The organism is Paenibacillus apiarius (assembly GCF_017052585.1).
Taxonomy (GTDB): domain Bacteria; phylum Bacillota; class Bacilli; order Paenibacillales; family Paenibacillaceae; genus Paenibacillus_B; species Paenibacillus_B apiarius.
In genome coordinates, this window is record NZ_JAFFHZ010000002.1 from 280,736 (window position 1) to 306,096 (window position 25,361).

The 25,361-nt window shown below is 49.3% G+C and carries 24 protein-coding genes; 4 read left to right on the plus strand and 20 right to left on the minus strand.

Annotation, left to right across the window (positions count from 1 at the left end; all coding sequences use genetic code 11):
* Positions 1 to 401 precede the first annotated feature (401 nt).
* From JSQ80_RS27260 to JSQ80_RS27270, 3 genes are all read right to left on the minus strand, one after another.
* Positions 402 to 947 carry a putative glycolipid-binding domain-containing protein gene (locus JSQ80_RS27260; RefSeq protein WP_087435592.1) on the minus strand — a complete coding sequence of 182 codons (546 nt, stop codon included), beginning with the start codon at positions 945 to 947 and terminating at the stop codon, positions 402 to 404.
* 199 nt (positions 948 to 1,146) lie between these two features.
* Positions 1,147 to 1,908, minus strand: a complete 762-nt coding sequence (locus tag JSQ80_RS27265; RefSeq protein WP_206097936.1) for a hypothetical protein — start codon at positions 1,906 to 1,908, stop codon at positions 1,147 to 1,149.
* A gap of 224 nt (positions 1,909 to 2,132) precedes the next feature.
* Positions 2,133 to 4,484, minus strand: coding sequence for a fibronectin type III domain-containing protein (locus JSQ80_RS27270; RefSeq protein WP_206097937.1), 2,352 nt, complete (start codon positions 4,482 to 4,484; stop codon positions 2,133 to 2,135).
* Positions 4,485 to 5,080: 596 nt separating this feature from the next.
* Between JSQ80_RS27270 and JSQ80_RS27275 the strand changes: the two genes are divergently transcribed.
* Entirely contained in the window at positions 5,081 to 5,599 is a 519-nt protein-coding gene (locus JSQ80_RS27275) for a DinB family protein (protein ID WP_206097938.1), read from the plus strand.
* Between the two features lie 95 nt (positions 5,600 to 5,694).
* On the opposite strand, the gene JSQ80_RS27280 is transcribed toward JSQ80_RS27275, so the two are convergent.
* The 8 genes from JSQ80_RS27280 to JSQ80_RS27315 form a co-directional block, all read right to left on the minus strand.
* The gene (locus JSQ80_RS27280) at positions 5,695 to 6,183 is read right to left on the minus strand and encodes an HXXEE domain-containing protein (RefSeq protein WP_206097939.1); all 489 of its coding nucleotides are present in this window, start codon (positions 6,181 to 6,183) and stop codon (positions 5,695 to 5,697) included.
* Between the two features lie 51 nt (positions 6,184 to 6,234).
* Positions 6,235 to 6,825: a TetR/AcrR family transcriptional regulator gene (locus tag JSQ80_RS27285; RefSeq protein WP_206097940.1), complete on the minus strand. Its 591-nt coding sequence runs from the start codon at positions 6,823 to 6,825 to the stop codon at positions 6,235 to 6,237.
* 651 nt (positions 6,826 to 7,476) lie between these two features.
* Positions 7,477 to 8,241 (minus strand): 2,4-dienoyl-CoA reductase, encoded by a 765-nt coding sequence (gene fadH / locus JSQ80_RS27290; RefSeq protein ID WP_206097941.1) that lies wholly within the window; start codon positions 8,239 to 8,241, stop codon positions 7,477 to 7,479.
* 179 nt (positions 8,242 to 8,420) lie between these two features.
* A complete protein-coding gene (locus tag JSQ80_RS27295) occupies positions 8,421 to 9,248 on the minus strand; it encodes a carbohydrate ABC transporter permease (protein ID WP_206097942.1) in 828 nt (275 codons plus the stop codon).
* Complete coding sequence (locus tag JSQ80_RS27300) at positions 9,248 to 10,159, minus strand: carbohydrate ABC transporter permease (RefSeq protein WP_206097943.1); 912 nt, start codon at positions 10,157 to 10,159, stop codon at positions 9,248 to 9,250. The genes JSQ80_RS27295 and JSQ80_RS27300 overlap by 1 nt, the downstream gene beginning before the upstream one ends.
* An 84-nt stretch (positions 10,160 to 10,243) precedes the next feature.
* Complete coding sequence (locus JSQ80_RS27305; protein ID WP_206097944.1) at positions 10,244 to 11,590, minus strand: ABC transporter substrate-binding protein; 1,347 nt, start codon at positions 11,588 to 11,590, stop codon at positions 10,244 to 10,246.
* A 17-nt stretch (positions 11,591 to 11,607) separates the two neighbouring features.
* The gene (locus JSQ80_RS27310; RefSeq protein WP_206097945.1) at positions 11,608 to 12,987 is read right to left on the minus strand and encodes an ADP-ribosylglycohydrolase family protein; all 1,380 of its coding nucleotides are present in this window, start codon (positions 12,985 to 12,987) and stop codon (positions 11,608 to 11,610) included.
* Positions 12,988 to 13,091: 104 nt separating this feature from the next.
* Complete coding sequence (locus JSQ80_RS27315; RefSeq protein ID WP_206097946.1) at positions 13,092 to 13,937, minus strand: AraC family transcriptional regulator; 846 nt, start codon at positions 13,935 to 13,937, stop codon at positions 13,092 to 13,094.
* Positions 13,938 to 14,111: 174 nt separating this feature from the next.
* Here JSQ80_RS27315 and JSQ80_RS27320 point away from each other — a divergent pair, with 174 nt between their 5' ends.
* Entirely contained in the window at positions 14,112 to 14,288 is a 177-nt protein-coding gene (locus JSQ80_RS27320; protein ID WP_206097947.1) for a YjfB family protein, read from the plus strand.
* Positions 14,289 to 14,409: 121 nt separating this feature from the next.
* On the opposite strand, the gene JSQ80_RS27325 is transcribed toward JSQ80_RS27320, so the two are convergent.
* Positions 14,410 to 15,771: an MATE family efflux transporter gene (locus JSQ80_RS27325; protein WP_206097948.1), complete on the minus strand. Its 1,362-nt coding sequence runs from the start codon at positions 15,769 to 15,771 to the stop codon at positions 14,410 to 14,412.
* A gap of 485 nt (positions 15,772 to 16,256) precedes the next feature.
* On the opposite strand from JSQ80_RS27325, the gene xerS reads away from it, so the two are divergent.
* Entirely contained in the window at positions 16,257 to 17,345 is a 1,089-nt protein-coding gene (xerS, locus tag JSQ80_RS27330) for a tyrosine recombinase XerS (RefSeq protein ID WP_206097949.1), read from the plus strand.
* Between the two features lie 58 nt (positions 17,346 to 17,403).
* On the opposite strand, the gene JSQ80_RS27335 is transcribed toward xerS, so the two are convergent.
* The 7 genes from JSQ80_RS27335 to JSQ80_RS27365 all read right to left on the minus strand — a co-directional run bounded on the left by JSQ80_RS27335 (position 17,404) and on the right by JSQ80_RS27365 (position 22,235).
* Positions 17,404 to 18,156: a DUF4247 domain-containing protein gene (locus JSQ80_RS27335; RefSeq protein WP_206097950.1), complete on the minus strand. Its 753-nt coding sequence runs from the start codon at positions 18,154 to 18,156 to the stop codon at positions 17,404 to 17,406.
* A gap of 10 nt (positions 18,157 to 18,166) precedes the next feature.
* Positions 18,167 to 18,673, minus strand: a complete 507-nt coding sequence (locus JSQ80_RS27340; protein WP_206097951.1) for a DUF4178 domain-containing protein — start codon at positions 18,671 to 18,673, stop codon at positions 18,167 to 18,169.
* A gap of 26 nt (positions 18,674 to 18,699) precedes the next feature.
* Entirely contained in the window at positions 18,700 to 19,104 is a 405-nt protein-coding gene (locus JSQ80_RS27345) for a DUF350 domain-containing protein (protein ID WP_206098170.1), read from the minus strand.
* A 136-nt stretch (positions 19,105 to 19,240) separates the two neighbouring features.
* The gene (locus JSQ80_RS27350; RefSeq protein WP_087435575.1) at positions 19,241 to 19,918 is read right to left on the minus strand and encodes a PspA/IM30 family protein; all 678 of its coding nucleotides are present in this window, start codon (positions 19,916 to 19,918) and stop codon (positions 19,241 to 19,243) included.
* A gap of 250 nt (positions 19,919 to 20,168) precedes the next feature.
* Positions 20,169 to 20,582, minus strand: coding sequence for a prenylated flavin chaperone LpdD (lpdD, locus tag JSQ80_RS27355; RefSeq protein WP_240464329.1), 414 nt, complete (start codon positions 20,580 to 20,582; stop codon positions 20,169 to 20,171).
* 35 nt (positions 20,583 to 20,617) lie between these two features.
* Positions 20,618 to 21,553 carry a dihydroorotate dehydrogenase gene (locus tag JSQ80_RS27360; protein WP_087435574.1) on the minus strand — a complete coding sequence of 312 codons (936 nt, stop codon included), beginning with the start codon at positions 21,551 to 21,553 and terminating at the stop codon, positions 20,618 to 20,620.
* Positions 21,534 to 22,235: a dihydroorotate dehydrogenase electron transfer subunit gene (locus tag JSQ80_RS27365; RefSeq protein ID WP_206097952.1), complete on the minus strand. Its 702-nt coding sequence runs from the start codon at positions 22,233 to 22,235 to the stop codon at positions 21,534 to 21,536. Before JSQ80_RS27365 ends, JSQ80_RS27360 begins: the two co-directional genes overlap by 20 nt.
* Positions 22,236 to 22,519: 284 nt before the next feature.
* Here JSQ80_RS27365 and JSQ80_RS27370 point away from each other — a divergent pair, with 284 nt between their 5' ends.
* Entirely contained in the window at positions 22,520 to 23,647 is a 1,128-nt protein-coding gene (locus JSQ80_RS27370; protein WP_206097953.1) for a polysaccharide deacetylase family protein, read from the plus strand.
* Positions 23,648 to 23,693: 46 nt separating this feature from the next.
* Here JSQ80_RS27370 and JSQ80_RS27375 read toward each other — a convergent pair whose 3' ends face one another.
* Positions 23,694 to 25,334: an Ig domain protein group 2 domain protein gene (locus JSQ80_RS27375; RefSeq protein WP_206097954.1), complete on the minus strand. Its 1,641-nt coding sequence runs from the start codon at positions 25,332 to 25,334 to the stop codon at positions 23,694 to 23,696.
* Positions 25,335 to 25,361: the final 27 nt, after the last annotated feature.

A 25,361-nucleotide genomic window follows, 5' to 3' on the forward strand; every position in this document is an offset into this window, starting at 1 on the left:
GCCCATTTTAATGCTATGCCTAGCCTGTTTGCATAAACTATAATTCCGCGTATAAGTGAGTCTGTTAAATTAGTGAATTTTGTGGAGCAACACATTGATGATTGGGGTTCAGAGCCAAAGAAAAACCGGAGATATGCAATCTGCGCACATGATGGGATAGCTTCATTTGGACTTATCGCCTCACTCCCTTTCCAAGTGAACGAACACGACCAAAAATGAAATCGATTAAACATGGATATCATACTCCAACTTACTTTCTTTGTAAATAAAGAATAGACTTGTCACCCTCAAAGGGAATCGAGCGCCTCCTTCAGGCGGACGGTACCTATGCCAAAAAACCGCTCATCCCCAATAAAAGAAATTAAGCGGCTTCTTGGAACCGGTTTTGTTATTTCTGGTCTTTACATTCTCGACCACTCTTTTTCATATTCCACGACCACTCCATTCGAATCCACGTCTAGGCGGGCTGTATACCCGCTTTCCATTGACTTGTAAATATACGTGTTGCTGCTAATTCGCTCGTACGATTGCTCGAGAGGCTGAATGTCTAAATGCGGAAAACGGATCCAAGCAGCCGTAACCGCAGCCGACTCCCCTACCGCTAAGTTTAAGCGCTTAATCGGCAGTACATTAGTGGAAGGCGTTACGCCGATATCAATATCCTTGAGTCCCGACAGCTCTTGTATCTGGTTGCCGTTGAGTGTCCAGCGGTTATGATTGTCCCGCAGCAGTTGCAGCGTTTTACTCATGTTTTCATTCTGAAAGCACAAATTAACTTCACTGGTGCTGCCCTCTTGATCGCATGTCACTTTATATTCGATAAAAGACCTTTCATCGTTTTCGCCGCTTATTACTTTGCCTTCAATCGTTGTTACATGTTCAAAGGAAATATTGCAGTATTCCATTCCACAGCCGTTTAACCGTTTCCATATCACTGTTTGCTTCATTAAAATAGACCTCCCTTATATGGTCCAGCGGTACATGTATGTATTATATAATCTTATTCTTATAACTGTCTAAAGGTTGTGCATAATCAACGATTAGGCATCTATCTCCAGATGGTCAAATGTGTGTTTGGCGACCAGCACTCGATCGGATGTCAACAAAATAAAAAAACGCTGCTCGTTAACGAGCAGCGTCCCTTACTTAGTTCGCAGCCGAATCAGTCTCATCCGCAGAGGCTTCTCCCTCTGGGTGCTTATGCTGAAAACCACCTTTGCTTTCCACGAATTTCTTGATGGAATCGGTCATTCCGTCTTTTATTTTTCCAATCAGATCATCTTCGCTGATCCCTTTGGCTGTTGCAATATCGAGAATCGATTTGCCAGCCTCCATTTCAGTTCGCAGGTCGTCTTGAGTTATTCCCAGAATTTGCGTCAACACCTCAGGGTTGCCGAATCCCATGCCGCCATGACCAACACGTTTGCCTTCATGTACGCCAGCAAGGCCCGTGCCTTCAATTTGCTTCGTCAGCCGCTCCGAAAGACTGGACAGAATTTTATCCGCTTGTTCCTGTGTCACCTTGCCTCCGGTCACCTCGGCGTTAATGGATTCAGTCTCGGCAGCAATAATTTTTTGCAAGTAGTCCTCTTTGCTTAACCCGTTCGCTTCGGCAATCTCCGCTAATGTTTTGCCTTCTTTGAGACTGGCCGTGATGGAAGCTTCATCGACATTGAGTATCGTTGCCGTTGTTTTAATCATATTGCCATGACGCCAGACTTTGTCGCCGAAGCCTCCGCGTCCTTTGCCGCCCAGCTCATTCCGTTCTGGACTCGATTGTTGAATGGAGGTGCTGCCAGTAGCATCGGATGCCGATTCTGCGAGCGCATAATTGTTAACGGCTCCCACCCCGAGAACAAAAGCCGCGATCATTGTGCCGGCAGCAATTTTTTTACTGATTGTTTTCATAGTTGTCTTCCACCTTTTCTGTTTAATTTTGATTCCTGCTTACAAGAGCAAGTATAGGCCCCCTACCTGAACTGCACATTAGGACAAACTGAATGTTGGCTGAGCATTGTCTGAGAAGTGGCTGAAAACAACATTCCGGAAATGCGAACTTTGATTTAACATTTTTTTCAAGGTGGTGAACAAGAAAAGCCGCGGCATTGCAGCCGCGGCTTCGTGCGTTAATGCTATTCAGCGGGGTTTAGGCCGCCATTTGCGCTAATATCATATGAGTTAACTTCAAAGGTAATGATCTTGTCATAGATAATAACGTCTTTGCGCTGCTTGAATGGACCTTTATTGTTGCGGTGCTTGTCGATAGAGAACGTGATTGGCCCCGTTCCAGCGGCACGCCCTTCATACCAACTAATGAAAGCACTCACTTCCGTCATAGATAAGTCGTATTCTTTGTCCGCCCCGTTTACCAGCGTAATGCGAAGCAAGGCACGTTCTCCCGGTGTTCCCGGTTCACCAGGTCCCGGGCCTGGATTGTCTCCTGCCTTCGGCGTGACGGCAACTTCGTTCGAATTCGCGCTCTCCCCTGATTCGTGCAAAGCCGTTACGACATAGTAATAGACCGTTCCGTTCACGACGTTGGTATCGGTATAAGCATAAGTGCTCGATGTAACGGTCGCAATCGTCGCATACGGACCGCCCGTGGTAGCGGAACGTTTCACATTGTAGCCCGTTGCGTCATTTATCGTATTCCAGCTCAACATCGCTCTCGCGTCCCCTGCAGTTCCGGTCAAAATCACATTCTCTGCAGGCGGCTCGGCAGTTTCCTTCCCAAATACGTTCCACTCCGCAACCGTGGAGTAAGATCCTGTCGTCTTCAGCACCACCGTTGCCACGTTCGGAACGGGAGCTGGAAGTGATTCCACACTGTTGTTGGCGACCGGCTTATAAGAGAGCAAAAGATTGTGGTTCGGATCGTATAATTCGACCACCGCATCATTGCCGGAATATTTGTTGACAATAACAGCCGTTATTTCTTTCGGAGCAGAGAAGTTGTACCAGACGAACTTACCAGCGTTCACTTGATAGCGTGAAGACGCGTTGTTATCCGTCATTACCCGTACGGTTTCCGTCGCATTCGCCAGAGATGCGCCCGCTTTCAACGATAGCCCGTCCAGCAGACCGCCCGTATACTTGGTGGCGTCCGGCTTGATGCTCTTCTCGCCGGAATGGGCGCTCTCGCCTGCCTCGTTGAGCGCACTTACGACATAGTAATACGTGACGCCATTGCTTACGGCCTTGTCCGTATAAGCCGTGCCCTTCACATTCGATGCGAGCAGGCTGTACGGTCCGCCGGGAGACGTTGCCCGCTTGACATGGTACGCTTTTGCCCCCGTCGATCCCCATTCGAGCGTTACCGTCTTATCGCCGCCGTAGACCCAGTTGATGACCGGCACGGAAGGCGGGAATGAAGGAGCGGCGAACACGTTCCACTCCGCAATTGTGGAATAGGAACCCGTCGTTTTCAGCACCACTGTCTTCACATTATTGATGGGAACTGGAAACGATTCAATGCCATTGTTGACGATAGGTTTATAGGAGAGCAGCAAATTGTCGTGCGCATCATAGAACTCGACCACTGCATCATTACCGGTATACTTATTGACAATAACGGCAGAAATTTCCGTCGGAGCAGAGAACGAGTGCCACACGAATTTACCAGCGTTCACCTGATAGCGCGAAGACGCGTTGTTATCCGTCATTACCCGTACGGTTTCCGTCGCATTCGCCAGAGATGCGCCCGCTTTCAACGATAGCCCATCCAACAGACCGCCCGTATACTTGGTGGCGTCCGGCTTGATGCTCTTCTCGCCGGAATGGGCGCTCTCGCCTGCCTCGTTGAGCGCACTTACGACATAGTAATACGTGACACCATTGCTTACCGTCTTGTCCGTATACGCAGTCCCCTTCACATTCGATGCGAGCAGGGCGTACGGTCCGCCGGGAGACGTTGCCCGCTTGACATGGTACGCTTTTGCCCCCGTCGATCCCCATTCGAGCGTTACCGTCTTATCGCCCGCCTGAATCCAATTGATGGCCGGAACGGAAGGCGCGGCCGAAGGCGTAGTGAATACGTTCCACTCCGCAATCGTGGAATAGGAGCCTGTCGTCTTCAACACGACCGTCTTCACGCTGTTGACGGGAACGGAAAGCGATTCAATGCCATCATTGGTGATAGGCTTATAAGAGAGCAGCAAATTATCGTTCGCGTCATAGAACTCGATAACCGCGTCATTGCCGGTATACTTATTGACAATAACGGCGGAAATTTCCGTCGGAGCAGAGAACGAGTGCCAGACGAGCTTGCCAGCGTTCACCTGAAATCTCGTCCCCGCATTGTTGTCAGTCAGCTGCGTCACCGCGTTGCCCGCCGGCTGTCCCATAGCGCTCCCCGTTGGCAACGCGACTCCGTCCAGCAGGCCGCCCGTATATTTGCTTGCCGCGGCGTGCGCGGGCGCGGCGTTCAGCAAGCCTGCGATTAAGGCCAGCACTAAGCAGAACCAACCAAATTTGTTCAACTTCATCTTATCTCCTCCTAGAATATAAAACGAAAGTTATAATATGTAATTACAATTCCAGTATATAACATAATCTTCTTTTATACTACTATAGTCTTATATGAAATTATGTCTAAAATAGGTATTTTGAACTCTTTTTTGTGACTTTCGATTCAAACTATAATTTTCTCTTGAATGTACAATGATTACGCTTATTGCGGCCAATTGTAGCTTCTTTAAAGAAGAGCGGCCCTCTCTTTCGCATATGCTCTAAAATAGAGAGCAATCTTTTTCGCTTCGCCGATCTTGCAACTTCTAGTTTACATAATATATATTATGAGCTTTACTCCTTAACACTGCCTCCGCAAATCCCTTCACGACGATGCGCTGCAAGAAGGGATAGGCCTGCATAACCAGAAGCGCCCATGGGACCGAACCTTTGTCAACGGATTGGCGAGGTTGCTTTTGTTTCGGGCTCCATTTTTGTATACTAGGGTTAGTTGATAAGAGGAGGCGTTTTCGATGAAAACAGGAACAAAGGCATGGGGGTATATTCAAAGAGGTTAAGCGCATCATAACCCTTAAACTGCGTGTTTCCTCTCATACGAAGAGGAGAATATTCATTGAAGAGCTACGTATTGGAACAGTACAATTATCACGCTTGGGCCACTGAGAAGGTATGCGCCCATCTGCAAGAGCTACCGGAAGAAGTCTGCCGCACGGAAATTCAAAGCGTATTTCCCACGATTCATGATGTGCTCGCGCATCTCTACGTGATCGATTGCGGTTGGTTGAATCTCTTGTCTGGCAAGGGTTTTACCGAGATGACACCCGAAAATATCGAAGAGCTAAAAGTTGCGACGGAACGGTTCACGAAACAAACCGAAGGTAAAAGTGTAGAGGAAATGCGGATGCTGTTCGCTGAATTGTCCGTCACATTCAGAGCATTCTTGGAACAAGAGGATCTCGAAGAGCTGTGTTCTTATGGAGCTTTTCAAGCTCGCTGCGCTGATGTCGTTCAACATGTCGTCAACCACGGCACGTATCACCGCGGCAATATTACAGCGATGCTGCGCCAATTAGGCCGTACCGGGGCGCAGACGGATTACACGCTTTATCTGTATTTGAAGACCGTACAATAAGATGCGTTTTGATTAGAATACAACGAGCCGAGTTAGCACAGGGGAATGCCTGCAGCAAGCTCGGCTCTTCTACACCGGATATTAACTCGCAATTTTTAATACGTAATCAGTTTTTTTCCTAATTTAAAAGATAGAGGAATGGTCAATAGCAGAATCACTCCAACACATAGAGTACCCACTATAAAATGTGATGCTGTAAGCGTATTTGTATCAAAACCAGCTTTTATAATGAATAGATTCGTGGGGATAATGACACTGATTCCGGTGAATAAGCCAGGTGAATAACACCGTTCAATCATCGTCGAAATCAAATGCGGGAAAATAATATTACATATCATTGCGCCCAAAAAACCAAAATAAGCATACTTAAACATCAAATTGGAAGGATAAAAAATATATAAAACGGTAACCAAGTAAGCTAGTGCAGTAACGGTGAATAGGCCAAATAGAAACTGATCCTGTTGAACTGGAGCATGCATTTTCATTTTAGTTGCTTTTGATGTTCGTCTTGTTAACCACACGGCTTCTTCTAAATTATGTAATGTGATGCCAAATAAAAATAAAATTAGGATTGAACTGCTCATTATTTTGTGCCCCCATTCTATCTGTTCTCGTTAGATTAAAGCCGTCCTCCCTCACTTTAAGCCGTTCAATATAAACCGGGTCGTATAAGCGGCAATAGCCTCTGCACTTTCCTCTTTTCCTTGCATATCCTCCGACTCGAATATGTCATCCATAGCCGGAGCGATTCTTGTAAAAATCAGCGTGCCGATGATAAAGTGCAACGTATGTTTCAATGATTCAAAGTCAAAGCTGCCCTTTTCCCTTCCTGCTTCCAAAATACCGCGAAGCTGCATCCACAGCGCGTGCAAGTATCGCTGCAGCTTGTCCAGTCTTGGGCTCTGCAAAATGATTTCCTGCTGCAGCAGATTAATAAGCTCCGGCTCCGCCATACGCAAGCGCACGAACTCGCGGATAAAGGCGCGTAAATCCTCTTCAGGATTCTCCAATTCGTATTCAGCATTCAAAAAACCTGGCGCAAACGCATCAAACAATGCGTAAAATACATTCTCCTTGCCCCCGAAATGATAGGACACCAACGCCAACGCCACTCCTGCCTCGTCGCAAATTTGCCTGACGGTCGTTCCTTCGAAGCCTTTACGCGCAAACAGCACCTTAGCCGCATCCATTATCTTTATTTTTACATCTTTTTCATCCAGTTTCATGGAGCTCCCTCCGTACCTTCTCTTAGTTCTAAGCAGCACAAGCATATGGTTTGAACAAATGTTTTGAACAAACGTTTTGAACAACTGTTCAACTTGAGTATGCATAAATCATACGTCTGCCTCGCCGCTTTGTCAATTGTTTCAGGAAACCAATTATCGCAGCCCTCTTCTCTATTCAAGTTCAGGAACATGGCAAGGGCGGATTCCATATCAACATGTAATCGGCATGAAAATATCAAGAGAAAGGAAGAGGTATTTTCCCTAGAGACTGGCGAGAAAAGAGGGGGAAACTGCAATTGTGCAGTTAATATCGCATAAATCCGGCTTTTTCGGCCGTTGAAAAGCAATTGTGCAGTTAAAATCAGAGGGTTTCCCCTTATTAATGAGATTATCCGGAAATGAACTGTACTTTTTGCAGTACAGCACCATGAATCGCGAGTTATAGGGCCGAGCAAATGTACAATTGCAGTTGCAGTTCGAGTATGTTGCTAAAGCGCGTTCAGCAAGCTAAGCCTTGCTTATCGCCCCCTAAAGAATATCCCCATTTTAGTAAATTAGTGAAGAAAGGTCATAGGATGTGCAATTTCATGGTCCCCATAACCTTTCTTCGATTCCGGCAAAGATGTCAACCTTTGCCCCTGCCCTCACTTGCTATACAAAAGATTGGTGCAGCGATTGCCCGCCATCCAACGTCAAGCAAGCGCCGTTCATATATGCCGCATCCGTGGATAGCAGAAAAGCGGCAAGCCCGGCAATCTCTTCCGGCGTGCCCAATCGTCCGAGCGGAACGCTGTCAAGCATGCGTTGTCCGGCTTCTTCGGAAGGAACGAGCTTATCTGCGCCGCCCGTGCGCTCGATTAGACCCGGTGCGATAGCGTTGACCCGGATGCCATAGCGGCGTCCCCATTCCACCGCAAGCGTGCGCGTCATGGCAAGCACCCCCGCTTTGGCGCTCGCCGAGTGAATAACTCCCGGTCCGGCATCCCACGCATACGTGGCCACCATGTTAATGATGCTGCCCGGAATGCCCTCGGCAATCCAATACTTTCCGACCGCTTGGCTGCAATAGAACGTACCGTTCAACACAATGTTGACGACCGCATTCCAGCCGTTGATTGACAAATCCTCTGCTGGACATAGAAAATTGCCTGCCGCATTGTTCACCAGCGCGTCGATTCGCCCAAAGGCAGCCACGGCTTCCTCCACCATGCGCTGCACATCTTTAGGCTGGCGCACATCCATTTGGACGGTAAGCACCTGGCCTGCGAATGTTTCAATTTCGCTTTTTGCCGCCTCGAGCTTCTCTGCCGATCGTCCTGTAATGACGACCCACGCGCCCTTCTGTGCCATACGCGCAGCCATCGCCTTGCCCATACCGCTGGAACCGCCCGTAATGATAACCGACTTCCCCTTCATTTCATCCGCCCCGCTTTCACTATTTTTGCTCGCTCGGAATCTCATTCAGCGCCATGATGCTCGAAAGGCCACCGAAATCGCGATTCCGATGGCCTTCTGTTCCGAGTCTATTATTCTATTGTATTTACAGTGTAACATAAAAATTCGCAAATTTCTTCCTTTTTCTTACTCCGGTTCCATTATCCCTTTAAGCTGCCTTCCGCTACGCCTTCGATAAATCTTCTCTGCAAAAACATATAAATGACCGTAAACGGCAGAATGGAGATGAGGCCCGCGGCTGATATCTTACTCCAATCCGAGCTGAAATTGCCGACGAACGTCAAGTATTTCGTGGAGACGGGCTTGAGCGCTTCCGTCTGCACAAAAGCGTTGGCGAAGAAAAACTCGTTCCACGTATATAAGCCCGCGAGCAGCGCAACGGTCAGAAACGCCGGCTTGGCGATTGGAACGATGATTTTCATTAAAATCATCCCTTCGTTGCAGCCATCGATTCTTGCGCTTTCGCTTAATTCCTTCGGTATTCCAAGAAAAAACGTGCGCAGGATGAAGATATTGAGGGGTACGAAAATGGCGCTGTATATCATAATCAAACCCGTCAGCGTATTCATCAAGTGCAGCTTCTGCCACATATAGAACAGCGGCACTAAAAACATGCCTAGCGGAACGGAAACGCAGAGGAACAGAAACGCCAAAACGGCTCCTTTTCCTTTGAAATCCATTTTAGCAAGCGCATAAGCGCATAATCCACCAGCAACGCAAATGATGGCGACGGCCGAGAATCCTACCGCTATGCTGTTTAAATAGGCTCTCCCGTATTCCCCCATATTCCATGCCTCGGTAATATTATCGAAGGTGAAATGCGATGGAAAGGAGAACGGGCTTACCTGAAATTCCTCCGGCGGCTTAACCGCATTCATGAACAGCAAGAGAATCGGTCCAATCGCAAACAAAAGGACAAGAATCAGAAAGAAATGACGCGAACATGTAGAAATCAATCGCGCTGCCATTAGATATCCCATCCCCTCTTTCTTAAATATCCGAATGCCGCAATAACGATGCCGCTAAACAAGGCCAATGCCAAAGCGATGGAGCTGGCATATCCCGGAGCCTGATTTTGCAGCGCTTCTTTATACATGTATGTTGCAATCAATTCCGTCGCATTGCCCGGTCCTCCGCCGGTCATCACATAGACGTAATCAAAGGCGGCAAACGACCATATCATCGTCATCATCATAATGAGCAGCAAGGTCGGGCGCAGCTGCGGAATGATGACGCTCCAGAAGATTCTCAGCTTGCCCGCGCCGTCAATCATTGCCGCTTCCTCCAAGCTGCGGTCAGTCTGATGAAAGCCTGTCAAAAACAAAATGAGCAGAAATCCCCAGTACCGCCATCCGTCAACAAAAGCAACCGAAAATAGCGCCTTGTCCGGATCGCCGAGCCACAACGGGAGATTCGTAAATCCCCATCCTTCAAGCACTTTGTTTATTCCGAAGAAAGGATTGTAAATCCAACTCCATATTTTGGCCGTTACAACGGTAGAACAAATATAGGGCAAAAAGAACGCAACCCGGTAGAACATCTGCCCGCGCCTCACGCGCGAAAGCAGGACGGCAACTATCAAGCTGAACGAGACCGGTATCGTGCAAAACAACAGCAGCCAGATCAAGTTGTTTTTCAGCGCTTTATAAAACTGAACGTCCTGAATAAGAGTCGCGAAATTTTTGAACCCTACAAACTCCGGCGAACGAATTCCATCCCAATCGGTCAAGGAAATAATGAGCGTCCCTATGGTCGGAATTGCAATCACAAAGCCGGTCAACAGCAGTGCCGGCAATACGAACAACCAAGGCAATAACGCCTTTCGTTTCGGCCTGTAGCCGGATCCCGGCTTCGAAGACAATGTCACCATATCAGCCATATGCACGCACCCCGTAAAAAGAAAGTAAAGAGGAGTGAGACTCCCCGTTCAGATTGGTCAGGAGCAGGTGTCCTCAACATGTGTTTATTTTTCAAAATCAAATACTTTGCCGCTTTGCTTATCCTCTTGGTACGTCGCTTCCATTTTGTCCATATACGATTTTACGTCCATGCCGTCCAAGAATACCGCTTCCAGATTATCGTAGGAAAACACTCTCGTCTGTGCAGGCCAGAACGTCCATGACAAATATCCGGTTGCATTGCGTTTGCCATAATCGGCAAGCAGGTCGGAAACTTCCTTGTAGTGCTTGTCCAAATCCGGAATAGCGCCCACATCCAAGTCTTTAATCGGCTGCAGTCCCATGGAGACGATTCCCTTCGCCGCAACGTCTGGCTGCGTCACATAATTCAAAAACTCTGCGACAGCATCCGGATTTTTGGAATTCGCGTTGATCCCATACGCAATTCCCAGAGCTAACGGCAGATTGGTCTCGACGCCTTCCTTCCAGGAAGGCATTGGGAAGATGCCCCAATCCATGTCGCCCGCCTTGCTGCTCAGTGTGTTGAGCAGCCAGCTGCCTTCCATTTTCATAGCCGCTTTGCCCGATAGGAAGAGAGTTGTTGCATCTTCGCCGGTAATCGCATGCGATTTTTTATCATTAATATATCCGCTCTTCCACAAATCCACCAGTTTTTGCACGGCTTCCGTCGAGTCCGCTCCGTTCCAAGGAAGTTCGCCCGCAAGCACCTTTTTCAATTTGTCCGGCCCCAATGTGGCGTTGTATGCCATCGACAGCCACCACTCGTTGGCCCCTCTATAGTCGGATGCGCCGAATGCAAACGGAATAATTCCTTTTCCGGTCATTTTTTTGCTGAGCGCAACCAATTCGTCATAGCTTTTTGGAATGTCCCATCCGTTGTCCGCAAACATTTTTTTGTTGTAATAGACGAGCTCCGTCTCGTATTTTCCAGGCAAACCGATTAGCTTGTCCCCCACTGTAACCGGCGGGTACGCCCAAGGAATAAAGCGTTGGTCCCATCCGTATTTCTTGCTGTATTCGTCCAATTCCACCAAATATCCAGCCTTGGCGAACTGCCGCAGCGTCGTCGTCCCGTCTGTCGTAATAATATCGGGTCCCGCCCCTGCAGCAAGCTGCGATTTCGTAATTTGTTCCGGGTCTGCGTTGTACGTTACATTGATTTTAATGTCGGGATGTTGTTCTTCGAACGGTTTAATCACGTCATTCTCAAAATATTCTTTCCCATACTGCGTATGAAGGTACCATGTAATTTCCTTGACACCCTGTTTGTCGCCGGTTTGACCTTGGTTGGCGCTTCCCGTCCCCTTATCAGCGCTGCCGCAGGCAGTCGCGGCGATCATACTGCAGCTGACTGCCAACACGGCAAAAAATTTCGCAGCTTTTTTCATCATGATCTCCCCTTACGTTTCTATACATTTCTAATGTGTTGAAACACTTCGTAACTGCGTCTGGCGCATTCGGAAATGGATATCGGATTGAATCCGTTGATTTCTGCATACAACGTATCGTTAAGCTTCGCAGTCCAGCTTTCCGGCAATTGGCCGGCTCCAAGGATCGCGCCCATGATGGATCCGACTGTCGCGCCGTTGCAATCGGTATCCCATCCCAATACCGCGGCCGTGATCGCGCGTTCGAAGTCGCCTTGCGCGTAGACGAGCGAGGCGGCGCACAAAGCCGCATTATTAATCGTGTGAACCGGATTATAATCGTTATACGCTTCCCAGATTCGCTCGGCCATCTCCAGCTCGCTTTTCGCCGTTTTTGCGATCCCGACCGCATGACGGACCGCATGCGCCAACCGGCAGTTGGCCGGAATTTCGCTGAGTCCGATGTCGATAATGCGCTCGGCATCCGTTTCAACGAACGAAGCCGCGATCATTGCTCCGACGAACATCTCTCCGTAGATGCCGTTTTTGACGTGGGAGAACGAAGCGTCCCGCCAAGCGAACTCGGCGGCGAGCTCTGGATTTCCGGCTGCTCCGTAAGCGAATCCGTCCACCCGGATTTGCGCCCCGATCCACTCGCGATAAGGGTTCAAATAGTTGCGTACCCAATCGAGCTTCGTCTGCCAATCATCCGGCCTTTGCTGCTCCAAATGATGGGTTACATTGGCGAAATTGAGATAAGCCTGCGTTTCCGCCGTGCACATTTGCCCGTACGTCAATTTTTGATGCCACAGCTTCCCGATATCCCAGGTATCCCAATCCGCTCCCTTTTCCTCCAGCATGAGTAGACCGAGTACCGTATAACGGATATCGTCATCGCTTTCCATGTAACGGATGTTTTCAAGCTGGCTTCGTTCGCCGTACGGCGCCAATTCCAGTCCAAGCTCTGCTTGCGCCCGCGAATATCCCGGCGTATAGCTGCGAATCGGCCAAGCATCCGCGCCCTCGAACCACAGCTTTACATTTTTCCAGCCTGGATTTCCGTTCAAGCCTTCCAGAAAATGCATGCTTTCGAGCGGTTTGCCGAGCGCGCAGCCCACCGATCGTCCAAGCCATGCGCCGTAGAATTTGTCGCGCAGCTGCTCTTCGTTCCCATTCATCTGCAGCTTGCGCGGACCGTCCGGCCGCTCGGCGCGGATTGCGTTCAAGCCGTTCGGCTCCGAATACGGGAACTCCGTGGGTATCTCCAGATTGCCCAGCTCCTGATAGATAGACATTAACTCCATCTCGTTCTCCGCAGCGGCATGCAATTTGTCTGCAAATCCGGCAACATCGGCCCCTTCTTCTTCGCGCTGCTTGATCTCGTCACGAACTAACGCGTACAACGAATCCCAACCTGCCATGCTGAGTCCCCCATTTCTCTCTCCACTCACTAAGATCCAATAGATTAACAATTCTTTTTTTCTATTGTAAGGGGTTTCAATTTTTGTTTCTTCCCGTTTTCCGTTTAATGATTCTTAAAAAGGGCTATCTTTGCGCCAAGCTCCCGATATTGCTGCGGAGCCATCCCGACGATCAATTTAAATGCGCGATAAAAGGGGGCATGGCTTTGAAATCCGCAATGATGCATGATGTCAATAATCGGCATTTCGGTACTTACCAACAGCCTTTTGGCCTCGTTGACCCGCAGCTGCAGCAAGTACTGCTTAAAGCCGCCTCCTAGCTTCTCGGCAAATAAATGCCTCGCCCGCGACGGACTCAACGACAGCAGCGAAGCGACGCCCTCCAATGTAATCGGTTCTCGAAAATGCTCCTTCATGTAATCGAGCACCGGCTTAAGGCGATAATAGGACATCAAAGCTTGATTGCCTTCCCGCAAAGAGGTCTGACTGTCATAATGGCGCAACAGCAGCGCGCATATTTCCAGTATTTTGCTATGCATGATTCCCTGATAACCGCGCTCCTTATTCCGATACTCGTCCCACATCTCTTGGAATAGCTCGCCGATTTGGCGGGCGACGGGCAGACGGCCAGATACACGGTTGTCAAAGCGTTTAGGCCAATACACGAAGGGCAGCAGCAGTTCCGGATCGACCTGCTCGATGATCATCGCATCGAAGTAAATGAACAAATAATTGCTCGGATTGTCAGGATGGGATGATGCGGCGTGCCATTCTAAATTGTTGACCACAAACACATCATTCTGCTGGACCGAATACGTCTTGTTCCCAAAATAAAACGTGCCGGTGCCAGACAGGCAATACCCGATTTCCAGATGATCGTGCGTATGAAACGGATCGATATGCTCCGTAGGCGACCATTCAAATAGTTCAATCAATAGCTTTCTCACCATCGGCAGGAACCTCTTTTTCATGAATAATAGCCTTATCATTGTACAACAAATACACTTCTAAACGTTCACCGTTTGAAGCTTAATCTCAATCTCGGAGGATTCTGTACGGACCCTCATTGTTCATTTAATGATTGAACAATCTTTTGCCGATATATACTCAAGGAGGTGTACATCATGGACATAGCCGCAACATCCACTGCAATGAATCAAACCAGGCTGTCTCAGGAAGTCAGCATCCGTGTGCTCAAGATGTCAAATGATCAAGCTAGCCAGATGGGGCAAGACATCATTAAAATGATGGAACAAAGTGTGCAGCCTAACTTGGGAGGCAATATCGACATCAAGATTTAATGTTGACTCGAGGCTTCGCATACTAAAAAACCATCCGAAGATCGGCATGCGTGTCATATGCTGAACACGGCACGGCCGATTCGGATGGTAAAAATCATTATAATGACAGGATTGGAATATGCTAAGCCTTGGCTTGCTCGCTCCGCACGCGGCGCTCGATAATCGCCAGACGGGAGAACAATGCAACCGCGCCAACGGCCAGACCGCTAATAAGGCCAATCCAATACCCGTAAGCTTCTAACGATGTCCAGTTCGCCAACACATAACCTAGCGGAAGGCCGATAACCCAATAAGACCCGAACGCGATAATGGATACGGCAGTCACATCTTTATATCCTCTTAATGTTCCCTGTACCGGAGCGGCAATCGCATCGGACAATTGGAAAAATATCGCGAAAATAAGGAACGACTCCGTAATCTCCCGCACATGCGGATCCAGCGTGTACAGGCCTGCCACCTCACTGTGGAACAAGAACAGGAAGAAGGCGCACAACGATGCTAGTCCCATCGCCGAGAACATGCCGATTCGCGCATAAATTTTGGCATCCGCAAATCGCTTGGCCCCGACTTCGAAGCCGACCATAATGGTCAACGACATCGCAATGCTGAGCGGCAGCATATACAGAAGCGATGAGAAGTTCAGAGCGGATTGGTGCGCGGCAATCGTTGCCGTATCATATTTACTCATGAATAAGGTCACCGCGGCGAAGATGCTCACTTCAAAAAATATGGACAGACCAATGGGCATCCCGATGCGAAGCACTTCTTTCCAGCGGGAGAGCGACACGCCTCCCCATTGACGAAGGATTCCCATCGTCCGCATCATGTCGCTGCGGCGCAAAAATACGATGGCGATGATCATAATGACAATGTATGTGATCGCTGTAGCGAGTCCTGCTCCGACGCCGCCCATCTGCGGGAAGCCGAACCGTCCGAAGATGAACAAATAATTCAACAGCACGTTAATCGGGAAGGACAATAGTGTGATGAACATCGTCACACGGGTGAGTCCGAGCCCGTCTATGCTGGCCCGCAGAACGGTATAGACGAAGGAGGGCACGATTCCAATGGCCAACGCCGCCAAATACTGCTTCGCGACGCGATGCACCTCAGGCTCCAGCTTCATCGCCGCCAAGAGCGGTTCAAGCGCAAAATAACCGACTGCAATGATTCCTGATCCAACCAGTATCGACAAATAACCGGCTTGCGTGACGTTAGGCGCGATCGCCTCCTTGCGGCCAGCCCCCAGATGCTGGGCGACAATCGGCGTTACCGCCAGGAATATCCCGCTTAATCCGGTATAGACGGGCGCCCAGATGCTCGTGGCAATTGCAACCCCCGCCAGATCGGTCGTGCTGAAGTTCCCCGACATGACCGTATCGAAAAACGTCATCAGCTGCATGGCCACCTGCGTCACAAAAATCGGCAGCAAAATATAGAGCAGTTGAATCAATTTTTGCTTTAACGAATACGTCTGCTTCATTATGTAAAACTCCTTATCTCTTTAAAAACACATAATTAAACAATTATATATAAGTATACATAAACTATCAACATCTATTTATTTTATGCTGCTATGATATTTGAACGTGCTTAGAAAAGAAAAAGCAGGTTTTACGTCACCACGCAAAAAAAACTTGTTTTTCGTTGTTAAAAATGATGATATCTGCACTTCTGACATTGCTAAAATAGTTTTGAAACATTATCACATACTTTTTCACAACCATCCCTCCTATAAGTAAAAAAAACTCTCAGCAGAGAGCTTTTTTGCGTGTAAATATATTTCCCTTAATGCAAAGATAAAGCATTTATAACTCCGCCCACTCCCCCCCCCACGTTCTGCGCCTTGTTTATATGCAGAGACCACATATCTTGTCGCAACCTCAATAGCTGCTCCGATGGCCCCTATCCTTTGCGCAGTAACACGCTTTTCGTTACAATAGTAATACTGATGGAGGGTTGCATAAGATGACAATTCAAAAAATACGAGACCGGGCTGTCTTGAACGATAAGCTTCCCACCTTGCCGTGGTATGTTCAGCAATTTATCGAGTACAAGCTGCCCGACCTGTCCCCCTCTTCTCTATTGGAGTACGTTCGGGACTACGAGATTTTTTTCGGATGGCTCATCGTGGAGCGGTTGACCGAAGCGACAGCGTTGAAAGACGTGGCGCTGCTCGATTTGGAATCGCTGCGCATGGAGCATATTACTTCGTTTCGGATTTATTTAACGACATATAAAGAGACGACCAACGCTAGAGTGACGGTGTCGCGCAAGCTGTCGTCCTTGCGGTCGTTGTTTCACTATTTGAGCCAGATTGCCGAGGATGAACAATTCTATCCGTTGTTAAAACGAAATGTAATGGCGAAGATTGAGATTAAGCGGGTTCATAAGCCGAAAGACAGCGCATCCAAGCTGAAGGGAAAGCTGCTGGAGGAAGATGAAATCGACGTGTTCATCGAGTATGTCCGTAAAGGCTATGCGCACGATGTGGCCGATAACAAGCAAGCTGCCTATGCCCACTCCTTGAACGCCGTGCGGGACGCGGCCATCGTCAGTCTAATCCTGAATTCGGGACTGCGCGTAAGCGAAGTTGTGAATTTGAATATGGATGACGTTGATTTGAACAATAAGCTTGTCTACGTGTACCGCAAGGGCCACAACGACGAGACGTTCAAGACCCCCGTTTATTTTCGTGACAGCGCCAAACAAGTCCTCGTTGATTATTTAGAACTGCGCGCAGCGCGCTATGAAGCTCCCAAACGGGAAAAGGCTTTCTTCCTTGCCATCAAAAACGGCGAGACGGAAGGCAAGCGCATGACGAAGCGCGCCATTCAACAAATGATTATCAAATACGCGAAACGATTCGGAAAACCCGCGTTGACCGTACATAAATTGCGCCATTCCTTCGCGACGGACTACTATTTGCAAAATGACATTTATAAAACGAAGGAACAGTTGGGGCACGCTTCTACCGAAACGACCGAAATTTACGCCCATCTGACTGATAAGACAATGTCTGAAGCCATCGAACGACGCCAGGATGAACCTGAATAGCATGAAAAAGTCACCGCCAGCATCCTCGAGAGGACTGGCGGTGACTGCTCTTTCTCCTTTATCGTCGGCCCCGGCGGAAAATGCTGCCTGATCCGACCCGCGTTTTCGGCGGCTTATACTTTTTCACCTTAGGCGGATTGTACTTCTGCGAACTTCCCCCGCCGTCCCTGTTCCGTGTAATCGATCCTTTGGAACTTCTGTCAGAAGGCTCGCGTGTGAAGATGCTGCCCCCGCTGCCCACGGTCGTGTCCTTATCAGAGCCTCTGCGGAAGATGGAGCCTTTGCGATCCACCGTAATCGGCGGCGCCTTTTTCTTATCCTCAACAGTCGGCTTGCGATACGGCTTCGCAGGGGCGTAATTGCCCCGGTCCGTATAACCGCGGTATTGGCCATATCCGCGCACGGAATCGAACAAGCTGTCCAGTATCTTGTACGTAATATAGGTTTCCAAGAAGCTGCGGTCATAGTTTTGTCTGACGTATTCTTTGGAATCCACTTCAATCAGACTGTCTTCCGGGTTGTTCGGATCCTGTTGAATTTGGATCAATTCATCGCGGTAGACGAGAAACATTCTCTCGTCGCTGTTCTCCGATATTTGTTCCGGCTTGCGCTTATCGGCAATCGCCTGAGCGGCATCGGGAACGGACGTGCCGGCAGCCCGATAAATATAAGAAGTGCTTTGTCCTTCCCGCGTAACGGATTCAAGCGGGTACGACTCCGATAAATCGAACTGCCCGCATGCCGCTAGCAGCGGAACGATAAGGCAAATCATAATCGTCCATTTTATGGCGTCTAATCCAAACTTACGCATAGGCGGCCCCTTACGTCCGGCGCAGAATGCGCACATCGGCCGATATTATGGAATCGCCCTCATATAACTGAAACCGGCCGTCCTGCCATTCGATGCGGAGCAGCTTGCGGTCGTCGGACTGATATTGCCATACATATTGCTCCCCTGCTACCCCGAATGGAGTCTGACCGGAACACATTACTCGTCCATTATACTGGTCTTCTAAATAGAACCATCTTCCATCCAGCTCCACTTCGGACGGGACCTCTTCGACGCCGTCCAAGCGCCCGTCGATGGCCTCGTATAAGCTGTAAATTGGCTGTTCACGCTGTTCCACCAACAAATATTTGATTTGAGCGCCATCGCGCATCGTAAGCCATGCCGCATTGCGCGTGCGCCAATCCGTTCTGCCGGTTACCTCGTAGCTGACGAGCGATACTTCGCAAATATCGCCCGGGCCGAGCTCAGACGATGTCTTCTCCGGTTTGGGCGGTTCAGGCTTCGCCATGATGTTCTTTAACCGTTGCCACAAGCTCACGACATTCGCCTCCTTCTATCTCAAAATTACAGGCAAGCTGCAATGATTAGCGCGCCTACGACATGTAATGATCCTGCCACCAGAGCATAAGCCATATTTCCTTGCTTCGTTCCCTCTTCCAAATTCATGCTGAACAGGCCGCGGAACAAGATTCGGATAACCAGCTCCAGAATAAGCAGAATGACAAAGGATACGACAGACATAAGCAGCGCTTCGCCCAAGCTATACGCGACTTTGATCGAACTGGACAATATGTACCCTTGCGAGAAGAGCTTCATAATGAACCGCGTCGTCACTGCCACATTCCCCTGTCTCATTTCGTGAATATCCTTATAACCGGTAAAAAGCGAATCCACGAACATAAGCAAGAACAGCAGCAACGCTCCTGTCCCTGTCCAGACGGCAATGCCCCTAATATTACCCATCGTGATATTAAGGCTTTCCAAGCATAATCCTCCTTCATGCTAACATGGCCGACATCCGACTCTGCAGCATAATCGCATGTTCCCTATTGTCTATTTGATGGAAGAAAGACGCTTGCCTGACACAAGCGTCTTCTCGAAATCGTTACTCGGCAGGTTTTTCATATTTTTTCATTATGGCCGCCAACTCGTCTTCCACGTCTTTGTTTTTGTTCAAGCTGGCAAATTCGTCGTCGAGCGATTTGGAGCCGGAACCACGCATTTCGTTGCTTGCTTCCGCTTGCGCTTCCATTTGAAGCATTTTGTCTTCCATGCGCTTCAGCCCGGACATTGCGGTGTCGGAGCTGAAGCCCGCCATCGCTTTATTGATTTCTGTTTGCGCCTTCGCAGCGTTGAACCGGGCAACGAGCGTTTCGCGTTTATTTTTCATATCTGAGTACTGCTTGCGCATCTCTTCCAGCTTGGCGCGCAATTGATCTGCGGATGCTTTGTTCTGGTCGTAGCTCGCCTTGTACTCTTCCATCTTCTGTTCAGCCGATTTTTTCTCTTCCAGGGCGCGGCGCGCCAAGTCCAGATTCTCAGCTTGAACGGCAATGTGAGCTTGCTCTTCGCGTTTCTTCACAAGTGCCGATTGCTCTTCGTACGATTGCTTGAACCGCTTCTCGATTGCAATTTGCTGTGCCACGGCACGCTCTGCTTCTTCCAGATCCTCCTGCATGTCGCGCAAATATTGATCGGTCATTTTGATAGGATCCTCTGCCTTCTCAATCAAGGCGTAAATGTTAGACATGGTTACATCGCGTAAACGTTTAAATAATGACATTGTATCGTTTCCTCCTTTAGAATCATAGACCTTGAAACGAATATTCATTATCTATGATATTATGTCTCAATACCCATACATACGAATCATTTCGTTAGTTGTTTCAAAAAATTATACCTTTTGAATTGGAGTTGGACAAGCCCGCTCACAGAACCTTTCCCATTTTTGAATTAAAAAAGAGCGCCTCTCTCAGGCGCTCTCCTCGAGCTTCATATCGTTATTTTCTCATGAACCCTTCACGTGCTCAATTTCACAATAACGTATTCAGTTCCAGCAAAAACTGTTTCCAAACCTTGTCGACGACGATATCAATGTCAGCTGCCGTCAAATTATCATAATGGATGCCCGCCACGACCGTAACCGTCGTCTTCAAGCATTGTGCAGCCTGCAGGGCCATCGGCCCGGTTAAGACATGTTCCTTGTGACCGGGGACAGATGCCGTCTCTACCTTCCATTCTCCCTCATTCTTCGAAGCGGTCGATACCGCGCCGATATGCGGCTCTCCGCCGACAATCGAAAACATCCAGTCTCGTCCGATCCGCAGAACCTGAATGCTCAGGTCGTCTCCATAAGCGGAAGCTGGCACCGTCCGATCCGGACCATTAACCCGCTCTGCCGTTTTGCCGGCTATTACGGCCCCTGCACCATCGTTGTTCATCACCATTTGCAGCACCTCTTTATTTCCAACACACTTCGAGCTTATTGAATAATGCCGCGGATTTCATCCAAGCTTTGAATATTTTCCAGCTCCATGAAGCTGCGGATGCCAGCAAGCAGTTCCTCGCCTGCGCGCAAGTTCATGAAGTTATAGGTTCCGACCTGCACCACCTCGGCGCCGGCCATAATGAATTCAATAACATCCGATGCGGAAGCGATGCCGCCCATTCCCATGACTGGAATCGTCACTTGCTGCGCCACTTGGTGCACCATTCGAAGCGCGACAGGCTTAATGGATGGGCCGGACAAGCCTGCATACATATTATGAAATACGCTGCGGCGCTGATATATATCAATCTTCATGCCAGAGAACGTATTGACTAATGATACGCATTCAGCGCCTTCATCTTCGCACATGACTGCCATGTCTACGATATTCTCCGCATTCGGCGACAGCTTTACAGCAAGCGGAAGCGACGTTACTTGCCGCACCTCGCGAATGACCTCGCGCGCCACGGCCGTCTTGACGCCGAAGGCCATTCCGCCTTCTTTCACGTTCGGGCACGAGATATTCAGTTCTATCATATCGACGGCACGTTGATTCTGTCTGCGGCGTTCTTCCGCATCCTTCGTTATTTTCAGCGCGCCAAGCACGTATTCTTCAATGTTGCTGCCGCCCAGGTTGGCGATTTTAACAGGCTCAATCGTCTCCCAGAACTTCATTTCCTCTTCCAGAAATGCGTCAATGCCCGGATTTTCAAGACCGACACTGTTCAACATGCCGCCAGCCGTCTCCCAGACCCGCGTTCCCGGATTGCCCTTGCGGGGATGCAGCGTAAGCCCTTTGCAAGAAATGCCGCCCAATTTATTAATGTCATACAGCTTTGCATACTCTTGTCCGAACCCAAAGGTGCCAGATGCCATAACAATTGGATTCTTGAACGGTATGCCCGCCACATTACAAGCTAAGTTCCGCATGCCACTCCACCTCCTCCGCCAAAAATACCGGCCCGTCTGCGCAAACTTTGCGGTTGCCGTGCTTGTTCATGACCGAACATACATAGCAAGCGCCGATGCCGCAAGCCATACGCTTCTCGAAAGATACGTACACCTTCGTATCCAGTCCTTCTGCCATGAGGGCGGTCGCTTTCATCATGCCGAGCGGACCGCACACGAGCACATTGTCATACTTTTTCATGTCCAGATCGTTGAGCAAATTTCCATTTACGCGCACGATAAGTTCATTTGCATATGGTTCATATGCTTCGGTCATATAAGACTGGCCGCGAAATCCGAGATAAATGTCCGGATTGTCCAATTGCTTCGCCGTATAGAGCAGCGGCGCGATTCCAATTCCCCCGCCGACTAACGCCGTACGGCCTTGAACGTCGGGAAAACCGTTGCCGAACGGGCCCTCCAATTGAATGGAATCACCGGCGCGCAACAGCGCGAACAATCGGGTGCCTTCCCCTGCAATCTTATACAGGAATTGAATACAGTCTTTCTCCATATTGCAAATGCTGATTGGACGGGAAAGTACGGGTGTCTGCTTCCAAGCTCGCAGCATGTAGAACTGCCCCATTCGAGCTTGAAATTGTCCCTCCACCGTCATGAGGTAAATGCCTTCAGAGATGCGTTCGTTGGAAAGAATCGTGTACACGGGTATGCTCCTTTTTCAGCTTTAACAACTACTACTATGCCTGTTCACGGATCAAAGCATCTGTGAGAATTATCACAAATGAAAGTAAATGTGACAAGGGTTACACAAATTTTCAGAATATTAGCAACAAGTTCTAGGTAAGCGAATTTCTTACCAATTCATTATCGGCAGTATAACCGCATGAGAACATTTGCCTGCTAGGACAAGCCGTTTATGAGCATATTTCCGTTTCGTGAAGGACATAACAAGAGCAACGACCGCTAACGGGAAAGGAGGAAGATTCCATGCGTAAATGGTTGGTTAGCTTTGTCATGCTATGTCTGTTCTGTTCGACCGGTTGCTTCCCGCGTTCACGCGACGCCGCACCGCCAACGTTGCCTGCCCAGCCCGCTCCGTCAACTGTTGAATCCGCTCGCCCATCCGGAAGCCATTCCCCGTGGAATCAAGATCCTGATTCGATATGGCCGCGAGCACCCCGTTCAATTACGGATGGAATCACAGTAAATCCGTTGCCATCTTCTTTACCGAAGAAGGAAGAGCGCAAGCGAGAACGGCGCATCCTCCGCTTCACGTTAAATGCGTCTTCCAACAAAAAACAGAAAAAACAGCTTGAACAGAAGACAGCGAACAATAAAGAAGCAAATAACAAAACCCGCTCCAAAGAGCGGGCCTGGAACAAATCATCCGAAGCCAGATCGACTTCCCAAAGTTCGCAATCCAGTATAAATAAACGTCAGAACCTGTCCATTGCTCAGCTCAGAATGAAATACCCCCACATATTCAAGCTGCGCGGGAAGACACAAGGCTCGAAGCAAGTCGCGCTTACATTCGACGATGTTCCAGATACCCGCACCACACCGTTGGTATTGGATATTCTGAAGGAGCATAACGTACATGCAACTTTCTTTCTCGTCGGTTCCCGTGCGAAAGCACACCCTGAACTCGTGCAAAGAATTGTGCGCGAAGGCCATATCATCGGAAATCATTCGTATAATCACCCATTGTTGACGAAGCTGACGTTACCCGGGTTTGAACATCAACTGAAAGATACGGAACGTGTCATCGAGCAAATCATTGGATACAAGCCGCGTTATTTCAGACCGCCTTTTGGTGAAATTAGCGAGGAACAGCTGCGCTGGGCAGGAGAACACGGTTATATGGTCGTCAATTGGGACGTCGATTCGAATGATTGGCGCGGATTAAGCGCCGCTCAAATTATCCGCAACGTGGTTAATGGAGTGTCGCCAGGTTCGATCGTGCTGCAGCATGCAGGCGGCAGCGCGCACAATGGGTACTTGCAAGGCACGGTTAAAGCGCTGCCCGCCATTATCAATCGTCTAAAGGCTCAACAATACGAGTTCGTTACGGTCTCCGATCTGCTTCAGGATCGCAAAGAGAAGCGGGATGATTGAGCATGCTGCAACCATGGAACCTTGCGTCTAACTTGCACAATATCCGTCAGCGGTTGATTTGGAAGTTGTCGATATTGATTCGTTTGCCTGAAGTCCCGGCAACGACAATTTTGAAGCGGACGGCGCCTGTCTCGTTAACCTCGATCGTCACATGGGTCAAGCTAGCGCCGCTGCTGTGCGCTTCTCCAAGATCGATCCATGTAGACCCGCCGTCCGTTGATTTTTGCAGCTTCCAGAGCGCTCCGGAATCATTGCCGAAGTTGGCATGCTGCAACGTAACGCTCTTGGCCCCTTCCACATCACCATTCATGGCAATGAACCCGGCAGCTCGAATACGGGCCGACTTGGCTCCGTTCTTCTTGTCATTCGGCAGGTCGCCGATGAGCGCATTATCAAACAGCCATGATCCGCTGTCGAGCGTCACGTTGCCCGCCGCATAGGCTCCTTTGCTGCCCGACTCAAATTCTTCCCCGTCTCCGGCTGGAGGCTCGCCGGGCGACGAAGAATCATACCCGTAAGAGCCATCCTTGAACGTGGACGGATCCCACCATTTATATCCTGGAGCCGGGCTGGCCCAAGGCTCAGGTTTCGGTTCCACCGAACTTTGCGGCGCCTCCTGCGCCAGCAGCGCGGTCGGTTGATCCAAGGAAAGACCAGGCACTTCGGTTAATGAAGTATAATTCTCTTTTATAGACAACCATTTCACTATATTGACCAGCAGCGTATGGTTGTCGCGTTCGTAAAAGCCGTCGTACGTTTTCTTCGCAGCACCGTTTTCCTCCCGTAAATACTTCGGTGTGCTGTCCTCCACCGGAGAAGAATCGCCGATAACGGCCGCTTTCCCCAGTCCAGCCTTAGCAATCGCCGCGTATGGACCTTCCGCCAAGCCGCCCCCGTTATACACGCCTTGGTCGACTGCATTGGGCCAAGCTTTATTGGTTGCTGCCATATACACAATCCCTTTCGCCTTGACAGGATCAATAATCGCCAAAGTGGAGCCTGCGTGCATGGTCACGGTCTTTACATTTTCAGTAATGCCAAAGGCTTGGGACGACGGCACAATATAGTCGGAGTTGATATCGCCAAGGGCGTTATAGCGAATCCGGATGCCAAAGTTATCCGCGAGCCAATCGGAGCTCGATACATTCTGCATTGCCGCAGATTGGCGCTCCTCGGTGCTCATGCCTGCCGCCGGGTCCTGCCATGCTCCGCGACGGTACCCGTTGAACACTTCCGAAGCATCCCAACGGTTTTTGTTGCGATCCGCATTATAGTGATCGGCGATGAAGAAAATGCTGCCTCCATCGTGCACATACTGCGCCATTGCTTGTTGTTCGGAGGTTTTAAAGGGAATATTCGCTTCCGGAATGACATAAACATCTGCTGTTTGCAAATCACTCAGCGCAATCGGTTCTTTTTTACGCAGCTCCCTGACTTGATAGCCTTCCTTTGCCAGAGCAGTGGCAAAATCAGAAAATGCCCCATCAATGACCCAATCCGCAGCACCGGCCGTCTGTCCATGCGTGTTGTCAAACAGTACGGTTTTTCCGTTAGGAGCGCCAACGGGTTGAAGCACCGGCGCAGGATCTGACGGCCCTTCGGCCAGGACGGCGCTGACAGGCATAATAAAGCTGAATATCAAACCGACTGTCAGCAGCAAGCGCCCGATACGTTTACTCGTAAACATGAATTTCCCCTCCTCTTCAGTTAAGAA

Coding starts and splice junctions, on each gene's coding strand:
- JSQ80_RS27265 (WP_206097936.1), bottom strand. CDS start 1,908: ATGAAAACAATCAGTAAAAAAATTGCTGCCGGCACAATGATCGCGGCT.
- JSQ80_RS27360 (WP_087435574.1), bottom strand. CDS start 21,553: ATGCGGAACTTAGCTTGTAATGTGGCGGGCATACCGTTCAAGAATCCA.
- JSQ80_RS27270 (WP_206097937.1), bottom strand. CDS start 4,484: ATGAAGTTGAACAAATTTGGTTGGTTCTGCTTAGTGCTGGCCTTAATC.
- JSQ80_RS27305 (WP_206097944.1), bottom strand. CDS start 11,590: ATGATGAAAAAAGCTGCGAAATTTTTTGCCGTGTTGGCAGTCAGCTGC.
- xerS (WP_206097949.1), top strand. CDS start 16,257: ATGACAATTCAAAAAATACGAGACCGGGCTGTCTTGAACGATAAGCTT.
- JSQ80_RS27335 (WP_206097950.1), bottom strand. CDS start 18,156: ATGCGTAAGTTTGGATTAGACGCCATAAAATGGACGATTATGATTTGC.
- JSQ80_RS27260 (WP_087435592.1), bottom strand. CDS start 947: ATGAAGCAAACAGTGATATGGAAACGGTTAAACGGCTGTGGAATGGAA.
- JSQ80_RS27370 (WP_206097953.1), top strand. CDS start 22,520: ATGCGTAAATGGTTGGTTAGCTTTGTCATGCTATGTCTGTTCTGTTCG.
- JSQ80_RS27280 (WP_206097939.1), bottom strand. CDS start 6,183: ATGAGCAGTTCAATCCTAATTTTATTTTTATTTGGCATCACATTACAT.
- JSQ80_RS27310 (WP_206097945.1), bottom strand. CDS start 12,987: ATGGCAGGTTGGGATTCGTTGTACGCGTTAGTTCGTGACGAGATCAAG.
- lpdD (WP_240464329.1), bottom strand. CDS start 20,582: ATGGTGATGAACAACGATGGTGCAGGGGCCGTAATAGCCGGCAAAACG.
- JSQ80_RS27300 (WP_206097943.1), bottom strand. CDS start 10,159: ATGGCTGATATGGTGACATTGTCTTCGAAGCCGGGATCCGGCTACAGG.
- JSQ80_RS27375 (WP_206097954.1), bottom strand. CDS start 25,334: ATGTTTACGAGTAAACGTATCGGGCGCTTGCTGCTGACAGTCGGTTTG.
- JSQ80_RS27350 (WP_087435575.1), bottom strand. CDS start 19,918: ATGTCATTATTTAAACGTTTACGCGATGTAACCATGTCTAACATTTAC.
- JSQ80_RS27285 (WP_206097940.1), bottom strand. CDS start 6,825: ATGAAACTGGATGAAAAAGATGTAAAAATAAAGATAATGGATGCGGCT.
- JSQ80_RS27320 (WP_206097947.1), top strand. CDS start 14,112: ATGGACATAGCCGCAACATCCACTGCAATGAATCAAACCAGGCTGTCT.
- JSQ80_RS27325 (WP_206097948.1), bottom strand. CDS start 15,771: ATGAAGCAGACGTATTCGTTAAAGCAAAAATTGATTCAACTGCTCTAT.
- JSQ80_RS27295 (WP_206097942.1), bottom strand. CDS start 9,248: ATGGCAGCGCGATTGATTTCTACATGTTCGCGTCATTTCTTTCTGATT.
- JSQ80_RS27315 (WP_206097946.1), bottom strand. CDS start 13,937: ATGGTGAGAAAGCTATTGATTGAACTATTTGAATGGTCGCCTACGGAG.
- fadH (WP_206097941.1), bottom strand. CDS start 8,241: ATGAAGGGGAAGTCGGTTATCATTACGGGCGGTTCCAGCGGTATGGGC.